Raw genomic sequence first — 17,924 nt, forward strand, 5'->3', positions numbered from 1 at the left:
AAGAATATTACCATACTATCGTTTTACCTGCCCCTCTTCCTTTTGCAGGTTTAGCCTGTAAGCCACTACTATTTCGTTTGTTGGTTTATCTATAGTTGTTGCTTCGGCTACGGGGTTCTCATACAGGTAGCTAACCAGCAGGTTGTTTACTCTAAGGCCAGCAGTTGCCGTGAAGGCCAGCTTATTCCGGTAACCAGCCCCAAGCCAGAAACTGTCGTGGTAAACCCCTTTTAGCTGTGCCTCAACCGTAGACTCTGACACGGCATCGTACTGATATAACCCATTCAGCACAAAGGCCAGGTTATCTGACACATTGGTTCGAAGGCCTGCCATACCTATGTGTTTGCGGGCATACAGCTCGTTTATAAAATCATCGCCGGTTTTAAAGACTTTCCCTTCCGTAATATCCTGCATGGCGTAACTCACATAAAAGCTGCGGCTGCTTAGCGCAAGCCCTACGCCCAGGTCCAGTTTGCCGGACCGGCTGTTGCGGTTTAACAGATCAGTAAACCTGGGGTCGCTCTGGTTGTCCAGGGTTAGCTTGTTACCATCCAGCGCCAGCGAGGTATAGTTAAGGCCGGCACCCCAGCGCAGTTCTAAGTTTTGGCTCAGGCTGATAGCAGAACTATAGTTGAAGTTTACCTGCGTTTCTGAAAAGGGTCCGAACAAATCGCGGAGCAGTAATAAACCAATTCCGTGCTGCCCTGCTGTTTGTGAACTGCCATTGCTGTTTAACTGGTAGGCATTCTTTCTTTTAAGGTCAGCCAGCTTAAACTCTGCCGCCAAAGCTATAGTTCGGGGAGCATCTTCAAAACCGGTCCACTGGTTACGGTACAAGGTATTGATCTGGCTGCCATCAAAAGCCGTCAGCGAAGGGTTATAGTATAGTTTTAGCTGCGAAAAGTTTCCGATAGCCTTACGGTTCTGACCCGCCGCACTAAAAGAAACTATAGTTAACAGCACTACAAGTATAGTTACTCTCATAAGGTCTTATTTTAAAACGGTGAGCACACCTTTCTTTACCAGGTCAATGTCTTTAATCTGGATGATGTAGTAGTATGGCCCGGCCTGCACATCGCCATTACGGATTCTGCCATCCCAGCCACTTTCGGGGTTGGTTGTATGAAACAGGCGTACTCCGGACCGGTCGAGCACAGTTATTTCCACCTTATCATAAAAGCGCAGTTCAGGTACTACCCAGGTATCGTTTATTCCGTCACCATCAGGCGAGAAAGCATTTACCAGCGTAATTTTGTTAGGATCATAAGGCAGTTTGGTAAGCATAAACGTGCGCTCTATACTGTTCCGGTATTGGTCTGTAGTGCGTACACGGATACTGAAGTTTGTAATACCAGATAATCCTTTGTTGGATACCAGGTATAGTTCATTTCCGGCCAGAGCAAAGTAAGTATTATGCGTATCGCCCTCACCTGCAACCAGTTCATAAGTAAACTGATCGTCATCCGGGTCCTGCGTTGCCAGGGTAGCCAGTACATCAACCGGCTCAGCATCTGGTTTAAAAGTGCTATTGCTGATTGTGAGTTCAGTTGGCGACTGGTTTGGCTCTACAGTTACCTGTATGGTACCCTTTCGGTTCCCGAAGTTTGTCGTCTTATTTGCCAGCGCCAAGTTTCCGGATAGCATATAGATTCCGGCTACGATACGGTTATAGTTGCCAGGCTCCCAGGTTACATCCAGGTACTCCTGCTCACCGCTTGTGTAGGTTACCTGTACTTTAAGGGGCAGGTTCAGCGCCTCAAATGCTGTATTAAACGGCACGCTTATCTCCCCCGATGGCGTAACGGCAGCAATATCTCTGGTAACTTTCTCTACCTGCGTTGTGGCAGCTTCGCCCCTGTTCCCGGCTTCATCGGTTAAGTTTACAGATGCAGTCAGAATGCCATCTTTCAGGTCGGTTAAGTTGAGGCCTGTTATAGTTAATGTTGTGCCAGTCAGCTTGCCGGTGCCGGTTACGGCATTGCCGCCATTTGCGCTGCTGATACTATAGTTATAAGTTGCCCCTGATTCGCCACCGCTTATAGTTAGCCCCACCTGGTTTTGGTTGGTAACATTTACCTGCTGCACAGTAAAAGCAACCGCATAACCGGCAGGTGCAACAGAGTCGAATGTGCGCGTAAGAGTGTTAGATGGTTCATTCCCATTAGAGGCGGCATCTGTAGCTACATCGGCAACTATAGTTATGCTTACCTTACCCTGACCCGTAGCTTTTACAGTTGCGGCATAGTTCGCATCATCAACTTTGCGGAAAGAGGCAATACTTCCGTTCTCAACTGTGATATCTTCCCTGGCAAAGCCGTTAGCTGCTTCACTGAAAGTTATCGTAACATCAAAATCTGTATTAACTATAGCCGCTGCCTCAGAGGCTATAGTTACAGTTGGTCTGGTAATATCTACTATAAACTGTAGTGTGTTAGATATCTGATTTGCGTTTCCTGCCAGGTCTGTTAACTTAGCAGCCAGCAATTGAACACTTATATTACCGTCTGTAGTTGGGGTTACAGTGGCCGTATAGTTTGCCTGATCTTTCTGTTGCAGGTTACTCAGGGTGCCATTGCTCAGCTTAAAATCACTTGCCTGCAAACCATACACAGCCTCGCTGAAGCTGATCTGAATCTGAAAGGCTTTGTTTATTGGCGAGGTGGCTGTAGTAGCAATTGTGGCAGTCGGTGCCTTTTGATCTATAGTTACGGCAAATCGCTCACTGGCCGGGCTGGTATTGCCTAAAGAGTCGGCGGCAGCGGCTGTGAAACTATAGCTTCCGTCCTGTAAAGCTGTATTCTCATAACTGAATATCCATGCACCGGTTGCGCTTGCTCTTGTTGTACCTATAACACCAGTACCAACGCGCGTAACTGCTATAGTGGCTTCCGCTTCTGCAGTCCCTTTCAATTGCAGGGTGTTATCAGAAGTTATACCATCATCTGCCACCGGTCCCCTATCTTCTGACACAGCAACTATAACAGGGGGTTTAGGGGGCGTGGCATCTATCGTCCAGGTAAAAGAAGCGGGCGTTGCATCTGTATTACCAGCAGCATCCACGGCACGTACACGTAGTGTATGCCTGCCATCCGAAATATTCTGAAAAGTAACCGGATTGCTTACATCAGTAAAAGCAGCCCCATTCAGGCTGGCCTGGTAAGTTACGCCTAATTCGTTGCTAGCAAACCGGAAAGTGGCACTCCGATTGTTTGTTAACGTTTCAGGAACGGCTGTAATCTGTGTTTCAGGGGCATGCGTGTCGGTTGGCGTGAGCAGAGCTTTGACTGCACCAAACCATATTTGCGCCATTTTAGCAAAACCGCTGGCATTCGGGTGCAGGTAATCTTCCATATCCGCATGCATACTATAGATTATCCCTGCATCTTCCGACATATCTACCAGCACCAGCCTGTCGCCGGCAGCCTGCCGGCGTGCCGCCATTGTGCTCATGCGCCGGTTATAGTCTGCCGTATTAACATTGTCCCAGTCCACATCTCCCTGGTTGGCGCCACAGTCTGTGCATTGCTTTATGATGCGGGCCAGCACCACAGTCACCTCTCTCCCGGAGCGGCGCTCATAGGCATCTATTTCATTTAAGATACCTTCAAGCTCTGTGATATTCTGAGAGTACCCCAGGCTGTTGGTACCAATGTGCAGCAGCACGATGTCTGGGTTATACTGATCCAGATAAGGGCCGCCACCATTTTTCCCGCTCTGTAATAGGGTTACAATCTCAAAGTTCTTGGCTCCGCCGAAACCCGCATGGTTCAGATCCGGGTCGTACCCGTTTTGTCTGCGGAAGGCTGTAACGGAATTACTACCAGACACTTCACTCCCAACCATATCAACAGAAAAGCTACCCGAGCGGAGTAGTCGGTATAGTTCGTTACGATAACCTACGCGGTCGTTGCGGGGAATAGCGCCACTGCCACCATCGGTATTGGAATCGCCGAGCGGCATGATGCGGTATGTATAGTTTGCCGGGTGTGTAGTTGCTGTAACCGTGTTGCTATATACAGTTGCTGAACCATTTGTGGCCTTTATGCGGTAGTGCAGTGTTTCGGAGTAGCCAAGGCTGCTATGCCTGAAAGTGGTTGCACTACCAGACAATGTAGCCAGTGTGGTAAAAGGTGCTCCCGGCAGTTTGCTATATTCTACAGTGTATTGCGTTGCGCCTGCATTGGTCCAGGTCAGGTAAATAGTTCCTGCCATGCTCGGATTTGCCGTTAACCGGGGCACATCAAGCACTCTGCCAGGATATACGATTCCGGAGCCGGCGCTCTTATTAGCATGTGCTGTTACAACTGATATAAGGCTTAGCAAGACGAGCAAGTACTGCCATCTGATAAGGTAAGGGTGAGCCATGAATGCTGTTGGTTATATCCAAATTTCAATGAATCCTATAAACGACGATATATCCATAAAGTTTTATAATTAAATACTCTAATTATCATTAATAAAACATAGTTTAAGCTATTATATTCCTATTCCAAGTTTCTTTTACTTCGTATATATCCATATTTACCAGAACATATATTCCGGTAAAAAAATATAATCCGTAACACCCAACCTTTTTATCGGATAGCTATATAATAAAAAGAGAGATGGCTTCGCCGTCCGGCTTTGCTTTAACGTGTTGGCACCTACACACGTGCATAAGTAAAGAGTGAGAAAAAGGCACCTGAACAACCTGTTAAGCCGATATTATGTTATTTAACTCTACTGAATTCTTATTCTTTTTCCCGGTAGTAGTTACACTCTATTTCCTTACTCCGGCAAATAGAAGGTGGATCATCTTGTTGCTGGCCAGTTACTACTTTTACATGTCCTGGAAGCCAGCCTATACCATTATTCTGGTTATCTCTACCCTGATAGACTACTTTTGTGGTCGTGCGATGGGCCGATACTCTGATGAGGAGAAACATAAAAGAAAGCCTATCCTTTACATCTCGCTGATATCCAACCTGGGCATATTAGGCCTCTTTAAATACTACAATTTTTTTAACAACAGTGCAAGACAGCTGGCAGAAGGGTTGAACATGAATTATGCCGTCCCGGCTTTTGAGCTACTTCTGCCGATGGGTATCTCCTTCTATACCTTCCAGACAATGAGTTATAGTATAGATGTGTACCAGGGTAGAATAAAGCCGGAAAAACACCTGGGCATTTTTGCATTGTTTGTTACTTTCTTCCCGCAACTGGTGGCCGGGCCTATTGAGCGTGCTGGTAACCTGATCGGGCAGCTGCGTACCAGCTTCGACTTTGACTATGCACGCGTAGTAGCCGGTTTGCGCCGTATGGCCTGGGGCTTCTTTAAAAAGATCGTGATCGCCGATAACCTGGCCCTGATGGTGAACCAGGTGTACAATAACCCAACCGATTACGAAGGCATCACCCTGATACTGGCAACCGTATTCTTCGCTTTCCAGATTTACTGCGACTTTTCTGGCTATTCCGATATTGCCATAGGTGCTGCACAGGTGATGGGCTATAACCTGATGGAAAACTTCCGCAGGCCATACTTCTCTAAATCGATTTCTGAGTTCTGGAGCCGCTGGCACATTTCGCTTTCCAGCTGGTTCCGCGACTACCTGTATATACCGCTGGGCGGCAACCGTGTAGTAAAATGGCGCTGGTACTATAACCTGTTCATTACTTTTCTGGTGAGCGGGCTCTGGCACGGCGCTAACTGGACTTTTATAGTTTGGGGAGCACTGCATGGCTTCTACCTGATCTTTGCTATAGTTACTGCAAAGCAGCGCAATGCACTGGCAAATGCCGTAGGCCTTACCAGCCACCCGGTGTTATACAAGTGGGTGCAGGTACTCACCGTATTTGCGTTGGTGTGCTTCTCCTGGATCTTTTTCCGCGCCAATTCGCTGGCAGATGCGCTTTATATCATACAATATAGTTTCTCCGGCCTGGGCAACATTAGTCAGGTTTTTGCCGGGATTAACCTGGAGCACTTACTCTTTATGGAGCAGGGTGCCAAGGTATTTATAGTTTCGGTGATAGCTATCCTGATCATGGAGCTTGTGCATCTGATTCAGCGCCGTGGTAGCGTATCAGCTTTACTGATGCAGCCGCCGGCTGTGGTACGTTGGAGTGTGTATTATATCGCCCTGATCGCGGTGCTGCTCTTTGGGCAGTTCGGGCATCAGGAGTTTATCTATTTCCAGTTTTAAAAGAGGGTGGCAATGGAAAACAATGATGTAAAAAAGCTGCTGAAGAAAATGACCCTGCTGGTGCTCCCGTTTGCACTCTGGCCTTTAATTGAAGCGATCGTACTTCCCATGAACTTCTTCACTTTTCGTATATGGGAAACGATTTCTGTAAACAAGATGCGCATTATGTCGGGACCATTTTACCCGAACCAGCACTGGGTAATGGAAGAGGAAGGCGAGTTGGCCCCGCACACACCTTATGCAGCCAAACGCAAAGTAGAATGGATAACAGATGCATACGGTTACCGCAACCGCGACACCAGATGTGATGTGCTGCTGATTGGCGACTCCAATGTAACCGGCGTAAAACTGACGCAGGAAGAAACGCTGGCAGAGGTGTTGGAGCGACAGCTAAACAAAGAAGTTTACTCGTTTGCTCCGGCAACTATAAACCGCTTCCTGGCCACCGACCGCTTCCTGGAAAATCCGCCGGAACTAGTGATTGTTTCGAGTATTGAGCGCCGTATCCCTACTCTGCCAGCTGTAGGAGCCAACGGCCTTGATTCTAAAATCCGAAACCTTACAGGAAATGCCATCAACGCATCGCCAGTGCTTACCTATGCAGCTATCACCGCAGACCGTATTTCGAAACTCGGGTTGTATAACCGCACGCTGGCAGCCATTGAGCGTCGCTTTGGCAAGCGGGAGTACATTGCCTATAACAACGAGTTTTTCCTGGAAGGAGAAGTTGCCAACCGCGATTATACAGACCAGGAAATACAGGAAATAGCGGACATACTGGAAGGTTATAAACAGGCTGTTGAGGCCCGTGGAATCCGTTTTATGTTCATGCCGATACCGAATAAAGAAAACATTTACTATAAACTACTGCCAAATCAGAAAAAGCCGATTTTTTTACCAAAGCTTATCGCTGAATTGCGTAAGCGCAATATAGCAGTAGTAGATATACAGCGAACGTTCGAAAATTTATATGAACAGAAGAAAGTGCCACTCTTTCCGGTGGATGATGCCCACTGGAATCACATTGCAGTAAAGGCAGCATCAGAAAAAGTTTTAATGCATTTAGATGAGCTCCAGGAGCCAAACCAGAATACAAAAGACGAAAAATACCTAGTTAACAATACTCACTAGCTGATGCCTGACAACAACACCCGCATCGGCGACAATTTGCAAACCTATGAAAATCAAAACCCTCTATAAAAAAGGAACGAAGAAAGCTGCCAAAGTACTTGGTCGCATTATACCGTATAACACATACTATAAACCTGCGAGTGTGTGCAGACTAAACTCCGATAACCCTGTTGGACTGACTCCGCGCGAAATTACGGCCCATACTATCTACAGAAATGCTGTAACCTCGCTCGATATACCTGATGAACTATACAATGCCTGCTCTCCGTACTGGAAACCAGAACGCAGCATTAGCACTGATTATCTGGTGGTAGAAGCGCCTAACGGACGCGTTTATACAGACAACGAGTCCAGCGTTTCGGTAATTACACGATATAACCGCATAGTAGAAAATGTGTCGCTGAGTCTGACAGGCGGGAAGGTAACAGAACCAAACCTGAACAATATTTTTGAGCAGCGCTTCTTTACTAAACCTCATAAGTTTAACGGTACCATATTTTCGATGCTGACTGGTGGCGCCGGTATCAACAACATAAGCCATTGGTTTTTGGACGTGCTGCCGCGCCTGCACCTGCTGCGCGAAAGTGGTTTGTATGATAAAATAGACTGGTTCCTGGTGCCAAGCCTGAGATACGATTACCAGCTGGAAACACTGGAACTGCTGGATATACCAAAAGAACGGATTATTGAAGGGGATAAATACCCGCATGTAACTGCCGATTGTATAGTGGCCTCTACTGCACCACGTGGCAACCATACACTGGTACCCAAATGGCTCTGCGATTATATCCGTAACTCGTTCGTACCAAAGGCAAAGGCTGCATCAACAGTTAAAATAACTCCGGATACGCCATTGGTTTACATCAGCCGCAGCGACTCCAGCGTACGTAATATCCTGAACGAAAACGAGCTGGTTGCACACCTGCAGCAGGAGGGCTTTGTAAACGTGGTATCAAGCAAGCTGAGCATAGCAGAGAAAATCGCCCTGTTCTCGCAGGCACGCGTGGTTGTATCTGCCACTGGCGCCGGCCTCATTAACATGCTGTTCTGTAACCCTGGCACGCGCATTATCGAAATCTTTAACGAGAACTTTGTGGTAGAGCCGTTTTTCGACATTGCCACCAAAGCCGAGCTTGATTATGATTACGTTATCTGCAAAGGCAACGGTAAGGTTAAGAACATGTCGCAGGGACAGAGCCAACACTTCAGGGTAGATGTGGAGCAGGTAATGAAGACCGTTAAAGCCATGAAAGCCCTGAAATACGTATACCAGACGGCATAACTATAGTTTGAATCACCCAAAATTACAGGAAACAGCTGCCCAACAGGCAGCTGTTTTACTACCTAGTATGACACTGCACCCTTAATACCAATGGCCAAAAACCTAACTTTTTACCTTGCCGATCAGAACCCGCACCGCGACCGCAGTCTGGGTATAACCAATATTACCAAAACCCTGATGGGCGGGCTGGCACAACTGCCCAACTATAGTTTGTCGCAGGTAGTTTCGGAGTCGTCGTTTGCGTTTGAAGATGACCGGATAAAGAAACACACTTTACCCTGGCGTACCGATAATAGCAAAGTAAACCGCCTGCTTACAGATAACCTGCACCCACTTTTCCTGAAGAAAATACCAGCCGATATCTGGCTTTATCCGAAGGGCTACCTACCTTTTTTAAGCAAACCGGATGGCGTGGTAGTTGGCCTGATGCACGATGCGCTGCTGCTGCATTACGCTGACAAATACCCGCACTTCCGCTCCAGACTGGACCTGGCTTACTGGCTGAACATCCTGAAAACAAGCCTACGCAAGTGCGATTATGTGCTTACGGTTTCGGAAAGCGCTAAAAAGCAGTTGACCGATGTATGCGAACGGTATAACATTGCACAGCCAAAGATCTTTGTGACCTACGAAGCGTCTGATTTCGAGAGCCTGGAGCCGAGCAACTTTACTGACAAAGGCAACTATGTGATCCACCTGGCCTCGGAACAGCCGCATAAATGCACCTTGCCCCTGCTTAAGTTCTGGAAACAGCTATCCGAAACAGACAAAAACCTGCCCGACCTGCACCTGATTGGAAAGATATGCCCGGAAAGTGAAAAACTCGTTACTGCTATACCTGGCGTGGTGCGCAAATCGCACTTACCAGAAGAAGTGTTTGTAGATGAGATCCGGAAAGCCAGAGCACTGCTTTTCCCTTCAGAATCAGAAGGATTTGGTTTACCAGCGATCGAATCTTATTTCCTGAACACGCCGGTTGTTTATGTAGAAGGTACTTCGGTAGCTGAAATCATGGAAAAAGATACCAAAGCCGGCGAGTTCAGTCTCAGCTCGTTTGAGTCGTTTAAAAAGGCCCTGAATGATGTGCTTAACCTGACGCCAGAAGAAATAGCGGAATCAAGAGCGAAACTGCTGGACCGGTTTTCGAAGCGCCGCTATCTGGCTAATGTAGATCAGGCACTGGCATCTATAAACTAAAGAAAGACTTCACAGTGTGCGCAGCTCCTGTGAGTGTCTTTTGCATCAACTATAGTTTTTTATCGCCAGTTTCAGGTCTTCGGGCGTGCCCATATCCAGGCAGCTGCCTTCCGGGAAGTGCACCGACTGCACCTGCATGCCTGCAACTATAGCTGCTTGTATCACCGCTCCCATCGGTATTTCGGTCAGCTCACCAGCTATGAACTTAGGCTCTAGTTGTTGCAGGTACCCGTGCATAAATTCTGTGAACTCCGCCGACCAAACCGCTACACACCAGGCCATTGTTAAATCTGATTTCTCCGGCTTCGAAACTATAGTTTTCACGCTGCCATCCAGGTCAGCTTCCACCATATCCCATTTGTGCGGGTGGGCTACTGTAAACAAACCCAGAACTATAGCTGCCCCTGTCTCATGTTGTTTCTGTACTAGTTCCGGAAACACATTGGCTGGCTCCACTATGATGTCCGGAAAGCCGAAAACAATCGTTTTATCCCGCACAAAACTATAAGCCTGATCTACTGAGAAAGGTGTACCATATGGCCTGTTCATCAGTATATAAGCGAAAGCTATACTATAGTTACAGCCGTCTCCGTAATAGCCCGGAATGTCCCATTTACCATTGCGAACTATAAAGTAAACCTGCTCTGCTCCTGCCTGCTGCATTAGTTCCAGCAGATATTCCGAAACTACTTTGGGTGCACCATCTGCTTTAAAGCCAAGCGGATACAGCTCTTTACTGAAAGGCATCTGCCCTAACCTGCTTCCTAAACCTGCTGCCGGAATGATACCAATTATAGCTTGCTTCATGGTTATCGTTTAGCTTTTTCTAATAATGTAGTTACCCACCCCTACCCCTCCCAAGAGGGGATTTCTCAGTAGTACCCAATTCCCCTCCTCGGAGGGTTTAGGGATGGGTTGACTCGTCCTTGATTTAATCTCCAACTATAGTTTAAACAAAACATCCCGACGAGTTAAACTTGCCGGGATGCTATAGTTTATAGTTAAGGAGTATTATGCTTCTGTCAGTGATTCGCTTTTACCATACACGCTTTTCAATATCTGCTCTTTTTCAGCTTCATCGGTAGCGTTAAAGTAACGGCGCTGAATGTCGCGTAGTTTATCTACGAAACGGCCTTCCGGCAGAATCACGTCATCGTAAGTCAGTACCTTGTCTTTCGGAATATCGCGCTTCAGAATGCAGCCTTCTGCTACGCCAATCGGTAAAAGGTTCTCGGCTATAGTTGTGTCCGCGTTCTCGCACAGGCCATAGGTCATGTAGTGGCCGATTCCATCAACCACTTGCCCGGCTTTCAGATCAATTTTAGCTGCTGCTACTACTTCTACAGTTGGTGCACCGGCTGGGGCTAAAGCTGCATCGTTAAACAACACAGCACGCGCTACTGTGGTTGGTACCTCAAAGTGGCACAGGTGGTATGGCGTGTAGAAAAGGTACAACGGACCTTCGCCCAGCTTGTACAGGTTCAGGTAATGCTGCTGTATCGGGTCGTCGTGCGTGCCCAGTACAAATACACCTGGTCCTGGCTCGGCAGCTACTACGTAGTCAACTATGCCCGGGCCATTGGTTAAATCTTCCAGCGGATACAGGTTGTGTACGCAATCTTTTAGCGGAGTACCTGGCGCTACAGTTGGTCCGTGCATGCCACGTTTGGCTACACGCATACCGGTACCGTTAGCAACTATAGCCTGCTCAAACGAGATCTTACTGCCATCGGCAAACGAGGTAACCATAGATGGCTGCTGTCCCCATTTCTTCGCAAAACCTTCCTGTGTAGTTGGGTTACGGTAAGGGTCGTGGAGGCCTTTAATGTTACCGCAAAGTACTGGCTTCACACCAAGTCCTTTTACGAAACGGTACAGGTTCATGATAACGCCCGGCTGGTCGCCATCTGCATTTGTGAATACCACACCAGCTTTATCAGCATATACTTTCAGGATCGGGCCAACAGTACCATCCACTTCGGCATTCATCATGATGATGTGCTTGCCGTTTTCGATGGCGCGCATGGCTACGTTTGTACCGAACTCAACGGCTCCGGTTACTTCAATAATGGCGTCAATGCCTTCGGCGCGGCAAAGCAGCATGGCATCGTCGGTAATACTGTATTTGCCTTCGCGGATGTTTTCTTCCAGTTTCTCCAGAGAGGCTACTTCTTCCACCGCATCTACGCTGGCTTCGTTGTAAGCTCTTTTTGCTTTTGAGATGTCGCGGTTGGCGATGGCTACCAGCTCCATACCCTGCACGTATTTGCAGATCTGAAGCGCGATGCCACGGCCCATAAAGCCGGCACCAACCATGGCAACTTTAATCGGGTTATTTTCAGCCTGGCGTTTGGCTAAGGCAGTATCAATTAATATCATTTTAAACTATAGTTAAAGGGTTAAATGCAGAAAACTGCCGGCATTACACCAGCAGTTTTCCTTCAGTTTTTTGGGTTTCTTCTACAAAGTCAGGGGCTGCCTGGTCTTTTTCAGAAATAATAACAGGCTCAATTGGCCACTCGATGTTAAAGGCAGGATCGTTCCAGCGGATGCAGCGCTCTGCACCTGGCGTATAGAATTCTGTTACCTGGTAGGTTACATCGGTGTTATCTTCCAAGGTAATAAAGCCGTGCGCAAAACCCTCCGGTACAAACAGCATTCTATAGTTGTCGGCGGTCAGTTCCACGCCTATCCACTGCTTATAGGTTTCAGAGTCCGGACGCATATCGATGATCACATCGTAGATAGCACCGCGGGTGCAGCGTACCAGTTTGGTTTCTTCGTTGGGGGCTAATTGCATGTGCATGCCGCGCAGCGTACCTTTTTTCTTGTTATAAGATACGTTTGCCTGGCGGATGTCATTGGTCAGGCCAAACTCTTCGAACTCTTTCTGGCAAAACGAACGGCCAAAAAAGCCACGATCATCTTCCAGTCTTTTCACATCAATTATATAGGCGCCTTTCAGCTTGGTTTCTGTAAATATCATGGTCGGGTGATGTTATGCGATCTCTAATTCGGTTTCTTCAGCAACTTTTTTGGCACTGCGCTGCCACTGCAGTTGTTCGTCAATGGCATTGATGTCCTGCAGATGGTTCAGCACTTTCAGGCGCATCAGTTGTGAGTTGCGGAAGTCGCCATCTTTAAAGCCCATTTGTGTTAAGCCATCACGCAGCTCAACTATAGCCTGCTTTAAGGATACCTGCGGCTGATGGTTAGGTGCCAGTGCCTTAAACAGGTCGAAGTTTACGCGGTAAGAGCGTTTATCCGGAGCAGCTTCCAGGTTCACACTTACTTCGGTGCCCGGAATCACTTCAGCCACCGCCTGTGCTAGTTCTTTTACCTGGTAGTTCCACTCATTGCTTCCCGCATTCACGGCTAAAAACTCGCCACCATTGTCTGGTGTTCTGGTAATAGCCCATTCAATAGCACGTGCCATATCTTTCACATGGATCAACGGTCTCCATGGCGTTCCATCACTCAGGATCGTAATCTTGCCGGTAGAGATCGCGCCAGCCACAAAGTCGTTCAGTACCAGGTCCAGACGTAACCTGTCGCTCATGCCGCAGGCCGTTGCAAAACGCAGACAAGTTACGGTAAAGCCATCGCCAGCTAAAGGAGCAAGCTCTTTTTCAGAAGCTACTTTTGAGCGTGCATACGCTGTTAACGGGTTCAGCTCAGAATCCTCGGTCTTGGCCTGCTCCGATGCCGCACCATACATACTGCAGCTTGATGCAAACACATAGTTCTTAACACCGGCTGCCTTTGCCATTTCGGCAATTCTTATAGTTGATCTATAGTTTACATCCAGTGTTACTTCTTCAAATTTGTTGCCCATCGGGTCGTTCGAGATGGCTGCTAAATGCACTACAGCATCCACGCCTTCCAGTATTTCGGCCGGCATAGTGCGCACATCGCCAAACAGTTGCTGGTCCAGTTTGCTCTCAGGTAAGAAAGGAGCGTTAGTCAGGCTGGTTGCAAAATAGGCCATATCATAGCCAATAAGGGTAGCTTCGGGGTAAGTAGCACGCAGCTGGCTTACTACGCCAGGGCCTACATAACCCATATTTCCGGTTATTAATATCTTCATTGGTGAGGGAGTTTATATCTATAGTTGAGGGAGGAAACTCTTAGTTTATAGCTTTGCTCAGCATTTTACACCATACATTCCAAGGTGCTTCGCCTTTTTGCCATAACTCTTCCAGCACATGTTTGTCGCGCAGGGTGTCCATTGGCTGCCAGAAACCAGTGTGGCGATAAGCTGAAAGCTCGCCTTCTTTGGCCAGTTGCTCCATAGGCCCACGCTCCCAGATCGTGTTATCATCCTCGATATAATCGAACACGCCAGGCTCCAGCACAAAGAAACCACCGTTTATCCATGGCATGTCGCCGCCTGTCGGCTTCTCCTGGAACTGGTTAATTCTGGTTGCTTCTGATGAAAGATTAAATGCACCGAAACGGCCCGGCTGCTGTACTGCAGTAAGTGTAGCCAGTGTTCCCTGTGCTCTGTGGTACTCGATAGATGCTGCTACATCTACATCGCTTACACCGTCTCCATAGGTCAGGCAGAAGGTTTCGTTGCCCACATACTCTTTTACACGCTTCAGGCGGCCACCGGTCATGGTGCCTTCACCGGTATCAACCAGCGTCACTTTCCACGACTCTGTGTTGTTACGATGGACTTCCATGCTGTTTTTGCGCATGTCAAATGTTACATCGGAGTTGTAGAGGCAGTAGTTAGCAAAATATTCCTTGATCATGTGGCCTTTGTAGCCGCAGCAGATTACGAACTCATTAATGCCATAGTAGGAGTAAATTTTCATGATGTGCCACAGAATTGGCTTACCACCTATTTCTACCATCGGCTTTGGTCTTACGCCGCTTTCTTCGCTGATCCGGGTTCCGTAGCCACCAGCAAGTATAACTGCTTTCATTTGTATAAAGGGTTAAAGGGTTCTTTAAAATCTGTACAGCAACAAAGGCTCATTTCTTAAGCATGCACCTTTTGTTGCGGTCGGTATTTGATACGGCTATAGCTATATTTTGATTTGTTATATTTCACTTTTTTTGAGAGGTCCAGTTTCAGGCTGCTGTTACAATGGGTTCAGCGACTGCCTGCTGGCATTTTCTGGAAGTATAAAATTGCATGGCTGTAACCACACAGGCTTGTTTGGGATAAAGTATGGCGCTTACGTTGCGACGGGAATGACACAGTTTGGTATAGTATCGCAATACCCGATGGCGATAGTGGCTATAGTCTGTTTTGTAGCGGTAATAATGTTCTATGTAAGCCCCATACCTCATGCTACATGTAAGTATAAATTTAGCTGAACGATTGCCTGCCCGGATTTTTAACGACTGCACGGCTTGCTAACAGTTTCAGGGTAAGTGCCACAAACATGCTGTTCGTGATCAGGTAGCGCTTCCAAAGCCTGCCCGGCTCCTGCCATAGGCGGTATACCCATTCCAGGCTCATGTCGCGTGCCCATTTCGGCAAACGTTTCTCAAGCCCGGCAAAGGTCATGTAAGCTTGACCTACGCCCAGCATACAGGCATTTATTTTTCCTTTATGTTCCGCCATCCAGCGCTCCTGCTTAGGGCAACCAAGTGCTACAAACACCAGATCCGGATTGGCATCATTAATCATATTAACTATAGCGGTGTCCTCAATGTGCGTCAGCTTACGGAAAGGTGGTGAATAATGCCCTGCAATGCGCAGATCCGGATGCTTTTGCTTCGCTGTTTTAACTACAGCTTCCAGCACATCGTCAGTCGAGCCATAGAAGTATACCGACTTCCCACGGGCCGCAGCCTCTTGCAGAAGCGCCGGCAACAGGTCCATACCTGCTACTCGGTCTTGCTTCTCTCCGTAGAGGAGTTTCATAAGCTTGGAAAGGGGCCCACCATCAGGGCAGGCCACATCAGCGTTGTTCAGGATCTGGTTAAAATCCTTGTCGCGGTACGCTTCTACCAGCATGTGCACGTTGGCAAAACACACGTAACTCGACTTTTTGTGTTCACTAAGCCAGAACACCTGCTTTACAAAATCTTTAAAAGAGCCAGCTGTAATATCTGAGGCCAATAAGCGGCGCTTCAGTTGCAAGGGTGGTGCAATAGCAGCAGGAGTAGTTAGTTGTAGTGCGTTAGTAAGCATTTTTTTCGCCTTTTATCATGTTCCAGACAGTCAGGAAAATAATCTTCATGTCCATCATAAAGCTCCAGTTCTCCATATATTTCACGTCGTATTCCACGCGCTTCTCCATCAGGTGCACTTCCTTGGTCTCGCCGCGGTAGCCACTAACCTGTGCGTAACCGGTAATGCCAGGTGTTACGAAATGGCGCATTTTGTACTTTGAGATAACTTTTGAATAGTGATCGAGCTGCGATACCAGGTTCGGACGTGGCCCCACCACCGACATATCACCTAACAACACATTAAAGAACTGTGGCAGCTCGTCAAGGTTGGTTTTGCGCAGAAAGCGCCCTACCCGTGTAATACGCGGATCGTTTTTAGTAGCCTGTACTTCGGTCTGGTTGTTCACAAACATGGTTCTGAACTTATAGCACACAAACAGGTGGTTCTTTTTGCCCGGACGCAGCTGTTTAAAGAAGATCGGCCCTTTAGACTCAAATCTGATTGCCAGTGCGATAATCGGAAGCACGATCGGGAAAATAACCAGGATAACAGCCAGCGAGAAAACAATATCGAAAGCACGTTTCATGACGCGGTTTGTAACCTGCTCCAGCGGCTCTTTACGCACACTGATGATCGGAATGTTATGGTAGAAGTACAGGTTTACATCTTTCTGAACGATCGCACTGAAATCCGGCACTATGCGGAAGTACACAAAGTTATCGTCACAAAATGCGGTTAGTTCATCTATCTGATCTTTATCATTCAGTGGTTTGGTATAGTAGATTTCATCGATGCTGTGCTGCAGACAGTACTCCTGCAGGTCGGCAATTGAGCCTTTAAACTGGCTATAGTACGGGCTGTTAGGGTCTGCTTCATCGTCAAAGAAGCCCATAAACTTAGTACCTGGGTTCTCTTCGTTGCTAAAGGTATTATACAGACTTAGCGCTGCCTGACCACTTCCCACAATTACATAGCGGGAATAAGCCATATCAGAATTGGTAACATACTTGTTCAGCTGCATAAAAACCAGGCGGCTAAAACCGATCAGCAAAGCAGATGAAAGGTAAGTATACAAAAGCAACAGGCGTGAGATCTCTTCCAGGTTAAAAATAACGATACAGCTTGCAAGAATGAAGGCATGCAGCAGGAACGCATTGATCAGGTTGCTGAAGCGCTTTCCGATGGAGATAATGCCATCTACCCGAAACACGAAGTTTGAGAAGCCTGAAACTACCCACCAAACGAGTGCAAAAAGCACGAAAAAGACACTATACTGATGGGCTAAATCAACAGTTCCGTATCTGAAATAATTTGAAAGATTAAAAGAGAGGGCGATAAGTGCTACATCCAGTATTAACAGAATTATTCTATTAAAACTGTAGTAATGCTGATATTTATTCATGTTTAAGACACTGTAAAATTGTAACCATAATACTCCTGGTCGTTTTGCCGTCAGATCCTACTTGTTAGGCTGGCACCCGCTTATCCGGGTCCTTGCTCCGTTCAGCAGCTCAGTTAGGTATTAGCCGGTAAAACATTAATAGTAAATACTTATTAGTGCCTGCTACATGTAAGGGCTCTGCCAGCTCACTCCAACTTCTCGTCAGGCGCTTTAAATTACGGCGCCCTATTCTTTATGGTTTAGTGTTTTTTTAATATTTATTAAATTATTTTAATTCGTTAATACATGAAACAAACTATATTAAAATATATGAATATTTTACTTACACACCCTTTTTGTATTAATTTTCGGGTATAACTAATTAATTGAGCAGGTTTTACGATCAAATAGTTAAATTGAACTATTTAAATAGCACTATATAAACATAGGGTTAAGTATACATAAGCAATCGTGCAAAATCTCCGTGAACAGACTTAGAATTTATGGAAAGATTAATTACAAACCTGGCAGAAACTATGTAGAGCATTAAAAGGGCCAAAGAGCAACCCAAGTAAAAATTACAAACTATAACAAATTTAATACAAAACTTTTGTC

The 17,924-nt window shown here is 46.9% G+C and carries 13 protein-coding genes; 4 read left to right on the forward strand and 9 right to left on the reverse strand.

Going from position 1 to position 17,924, the window contains the following annotated elements; all coding sequences use genetic code 11:
* Window positions 1-15: 15 nt before the first annotated feature.
* Both GXP69_RS15905 and GXP69_RS15910 read right to left on the reverse strand, forming a co-directional pair.
* The gene (locus tag GXP69_RS15905; protein ID WP_163916117.1) at window positions 16-984 is read right to left on the reverse strand and encodes a PorP/SprF family type IX secretion system membrane protein; all 969 of its coding nucleotides are present in this window, start codon (window positions 982-984) and stop codon (window positions 16-18) included.
* 6 nt (window positions 985-990) lie between these two features.
* Window positions 991-4,365, reverse strand: a complete 3,375-nt coding sequence (locus tag GXP69_RS15910) for an Ig-like domain-containing protein (RefSeq protein WP_163916119.1) — start codon at window positions 4,363-4,365, stop codon at window positions 991-993.
* 341 nt (window positions 4,366-4,706) lie between these two features.
* Between GXP69_RS15910 and GXP69_RS15915 the strand changes: the two genes are divergently transcribed.
* The 4 genes from GXP69_RS15915 to GXP69_RS15930 all read left to right on the forward strand — a co-directional run bounded on the left by GXP69_RS15915 (window position 4,707) and on the right by GXP69_RS15930 (window position 9,795).
* The gene (locus tag GXP69_RS15915) at window positions 4,707-6,185 is read left to right on the forward strand and encodes an MBOAT family O-acyltransferase (protein WP_163916121.1); all 1,479 of its coding nucleotides are present in this window, start codon (window positions 4,707-4,709) and stop codon (window positions 6,183-6,185) included.
* 12 nt (window positions 6,186-6,197) lie between these two features.
* A complete protein-coding gene (locus GXP69_RS15920) occupies window positions 6,198-7,316 on the forward strand; it encodes an alginate O-acetyltransferase AlgX-related protein (protein WP_163916123.1) in 1,119 nt (372 codons plus the stop codon).
* Window positions 7,317-7,362: 46 nt separating this feature from the next.
* Window positions 7,363-8,598 (forward strand): glycosyltransferase family 61 protein, encoded by a 1,236-nt coding sequence (locus tag GXP69_RS15925; protein ID WP_163916124.1) that lies wholly within the window; start codon window positions 7,363-7,365, stop codon window positions 8,596-8,598.
* 90 nt (window positions 8,599-8,688) lie between these two features.
* The gene (locus tag GXP69_RS15930; RefSeq protein WP_163916126.1) at window positions 8,689-9,795 is read left to right on the forward strand and encodes a glycosyltransferase; all 1,107 of its coding nucleotides are present in this window, start codon (window positions 8,689-8,691) and stop codon (window positions 9,793-9,795) included.
* 45 nt (window positions 9,796-9,840) lie between these two features.
* Here the strand turns inward: GXP69_RS15930 and GXP69_RS15935 are convergent, their stop codons facing one another.
* The 7 genes from GXP69_RS15935 to GXP69_RS15965 form a co-directional block, all read right to left on the reverse strand.
* The gene (locus tag GXP69_RS15935; protein WP_163916128.1) at window positions 9,841-10,602 is read right to left on the reverse strand and encodes a sugar phosphate nucleotidyltransferase; all 762 of its coding nucleotides are present in this window, start codon (window positions 10,600-10,602) and stop codon (window positions 9,841-9,843) included.
* Window positions 10,603-10,806: 204 nt separating this feature from the next.
* Window positions 10,807-12,174: an NAD(P)H-dependent oxidoreductase gene (locus GXP69_RS15940; RefSeq protein ID WP_163916130.1), complete on the reverse strand. Its 1,368-nt coding sequence runs from the start codon at window positions 12,172-12,174 to the stop codon at window positions 10,807-10,809.
* 43 nt (window positions 12,175-12,217) lie between these two features.
* The gene (gene rfbC / locus GXP69_RS15945) at window positions 12,218-12,781 is read right to left on the reverse strand and encodes a dTDP-4-dehydrorhamnose 3,5-epimerase (RefSeq protein WP_163916132.1); all 564 of its coding nucleotides are present in this window, start codon (window positions 12,779-12,781) and stop codon (window positions 12,218-12,220) included.
* A 12-nt stretch (window positions 12,782-12,793) separates the two neighbouring features.
* Window positions 12,794-13,882 carry an NAD-dependent epimerase/dehydratase family protein gene (locus tag GXP69_RS15950; protein WP_163916134.1) on the reverse strand — a complete coding sequence of 363 codons (1,089 nt, stop codon included), beginning with the start codon at window positions 13,880-13,882 and terminating at the stop codon, window positions 12,794-12,796.
* Between the two features lie 40 nt (window positions 13,883-13,922).
* Entirely contained in the window at window positions 13,923-14,726 is an 804-nt protein-coding gene (rfbF, locus tag GXP69_RS15955) for a glucose-1-phosphate cytidylyltransferase (protein WP_163916136.1), read from the reverse strand.
* A gap of 389 nt (window positions 14,727-15,115) precedes the next feature.
* Window positions 15,116-15,946, reverse strand: coding sequence for a WecB/TagA/CpsF family glycosyltransferase (locus tag GXP69_RS15960; protein WP_163916138.1), 831 nt, complete (start codon window positions 15,944-15,946; stop codon window positions 15,116-15,118).
* Window positions 15,936-17,330: an undecaprenyl-phosphate glucose phosphotransferase gene (locus GXP69_RS15965; RefSeq protein WP_163916139.1), complete on the reverse strand. Its 1,395-nt coding sequence runs from the start codon at window positions 17,328-17,330 to the stop codon at window positions 15,936-15,938. The genes GXP69_RS15960 and GXP69_RS15965 overlap by 11 nt, the downstream gene beginning before the upstream one ends.
* Between the last annotated feature and the right edge of the window lie 594 nt (window positions 17,331-17,924).

The sequence above is a fragment of the Pontibacter burrus genome (assembly GCF_010686685.1).
Taxonomy (GTDB): Bacteria; Bacteroidota; Bacteroidia; order Cytophagales; family Hymenobacteraceae; genus Pontibacter; species Pontibacter burrus.

What these genes read in the sequence shown, in the direction of transcription:
- GXP69_RS15905 (WP_163916117.1), bottom strand. Translation starts at nt 984, where the DNA reads ATGAGAGTAACTATACTTGTAGTGCTGTTAACTATAGTTTCTTTTAGT.
- GXP69_RS15910 (WP_163916119.1), bottom strand. Translation starts at nt 4,365, where the DNA reads ATGGCTCACCCTTACCTTATCAGATGGCAGTACTTGCTCGTCTTGCTA.
- GXP69_RS15915 (WP_163916121.1), top strand. Translation starts at nt 4,707, where the DNA reads ATGTTATTTAACTCTACTGAATTCTTATTCTTTTTCCCGGTAGTAGTT.
- GXP69_RS15920 (WP_163916123.1), top strand. Translation starts at nt 6,198, where the DNA reads ATGGAAAACAATGATGTAAAAAAGCTGCTGAAGAAAATGACCCTGCTG.
- GXP69_RS15925 (WP_163916124.1), top strand. Translation starts at nt 7,363, where the DNA reads ATGAAAATCAAAACCCTCTATAAAAAAGGAACGAAGAAAGCTGCCAAA.
- GXP69_RS15930 (WP_163916126.1), top strand. Translation starts at nt 8,689, where the DNA reads ATGGCCAAAAACCTAACTTTTTACCTTGCCGATCAGAACCCGCACCGC.
- GXP69_RS15935 (WP_163916128.1), bottom strand. Translation starts at nt 10,602, where the DNA reads ATGAAGCAAGCTATAATTGGTATCATTCCGGCAGCAGGTTTAGGAAGC.
- GXP69_RS15940 (WP_163916130.1), bottom strand. Translation starts at nt 12,174, where the DNA reads ATGATATTAATTGATACTGCCTTAGCCAAACGCCAGGCTGAAAATAAC.
- rfbC (WP_163916132.1), bottom strand. Translation starts at nt 12,781, where the DNA reads ATGATATTTACAGAAACCAAGCTGAAAGGCGCCTATATAATTGATGTG.
- GXP69_RS15950 (WP_163916134.1), bottom strand. Translation starts at nt 13,882, where the DNA reads ATGAAGATATTAATAACCGGAAATATGGGTTATGTAGGCCCTGGCGTA.
- rfbF (WP_163916136.1), bottom strand. Translation starts at nt 14,726, where the DNA reads ATGAAAGCAGTTATACTTGCTGGTGGCTACGGAACCCGGATCAGCGAA.
- GXP69_RS15960 (WP_163916138.1), bottom strand. Translation starts at nt 15,946, where the DNA reads ATGCTTACTAACGCACTACAACTAACTACTCCTGCTGCTATTGCACCA.
- GXP69_RS15965 (WP_163916139.1), bottom strand. Translation starts at nt 17,330, where the DNA reads ATGAATAAATATCAGCATTACTACAGTTTTAATAGAATAATTCTGTTA.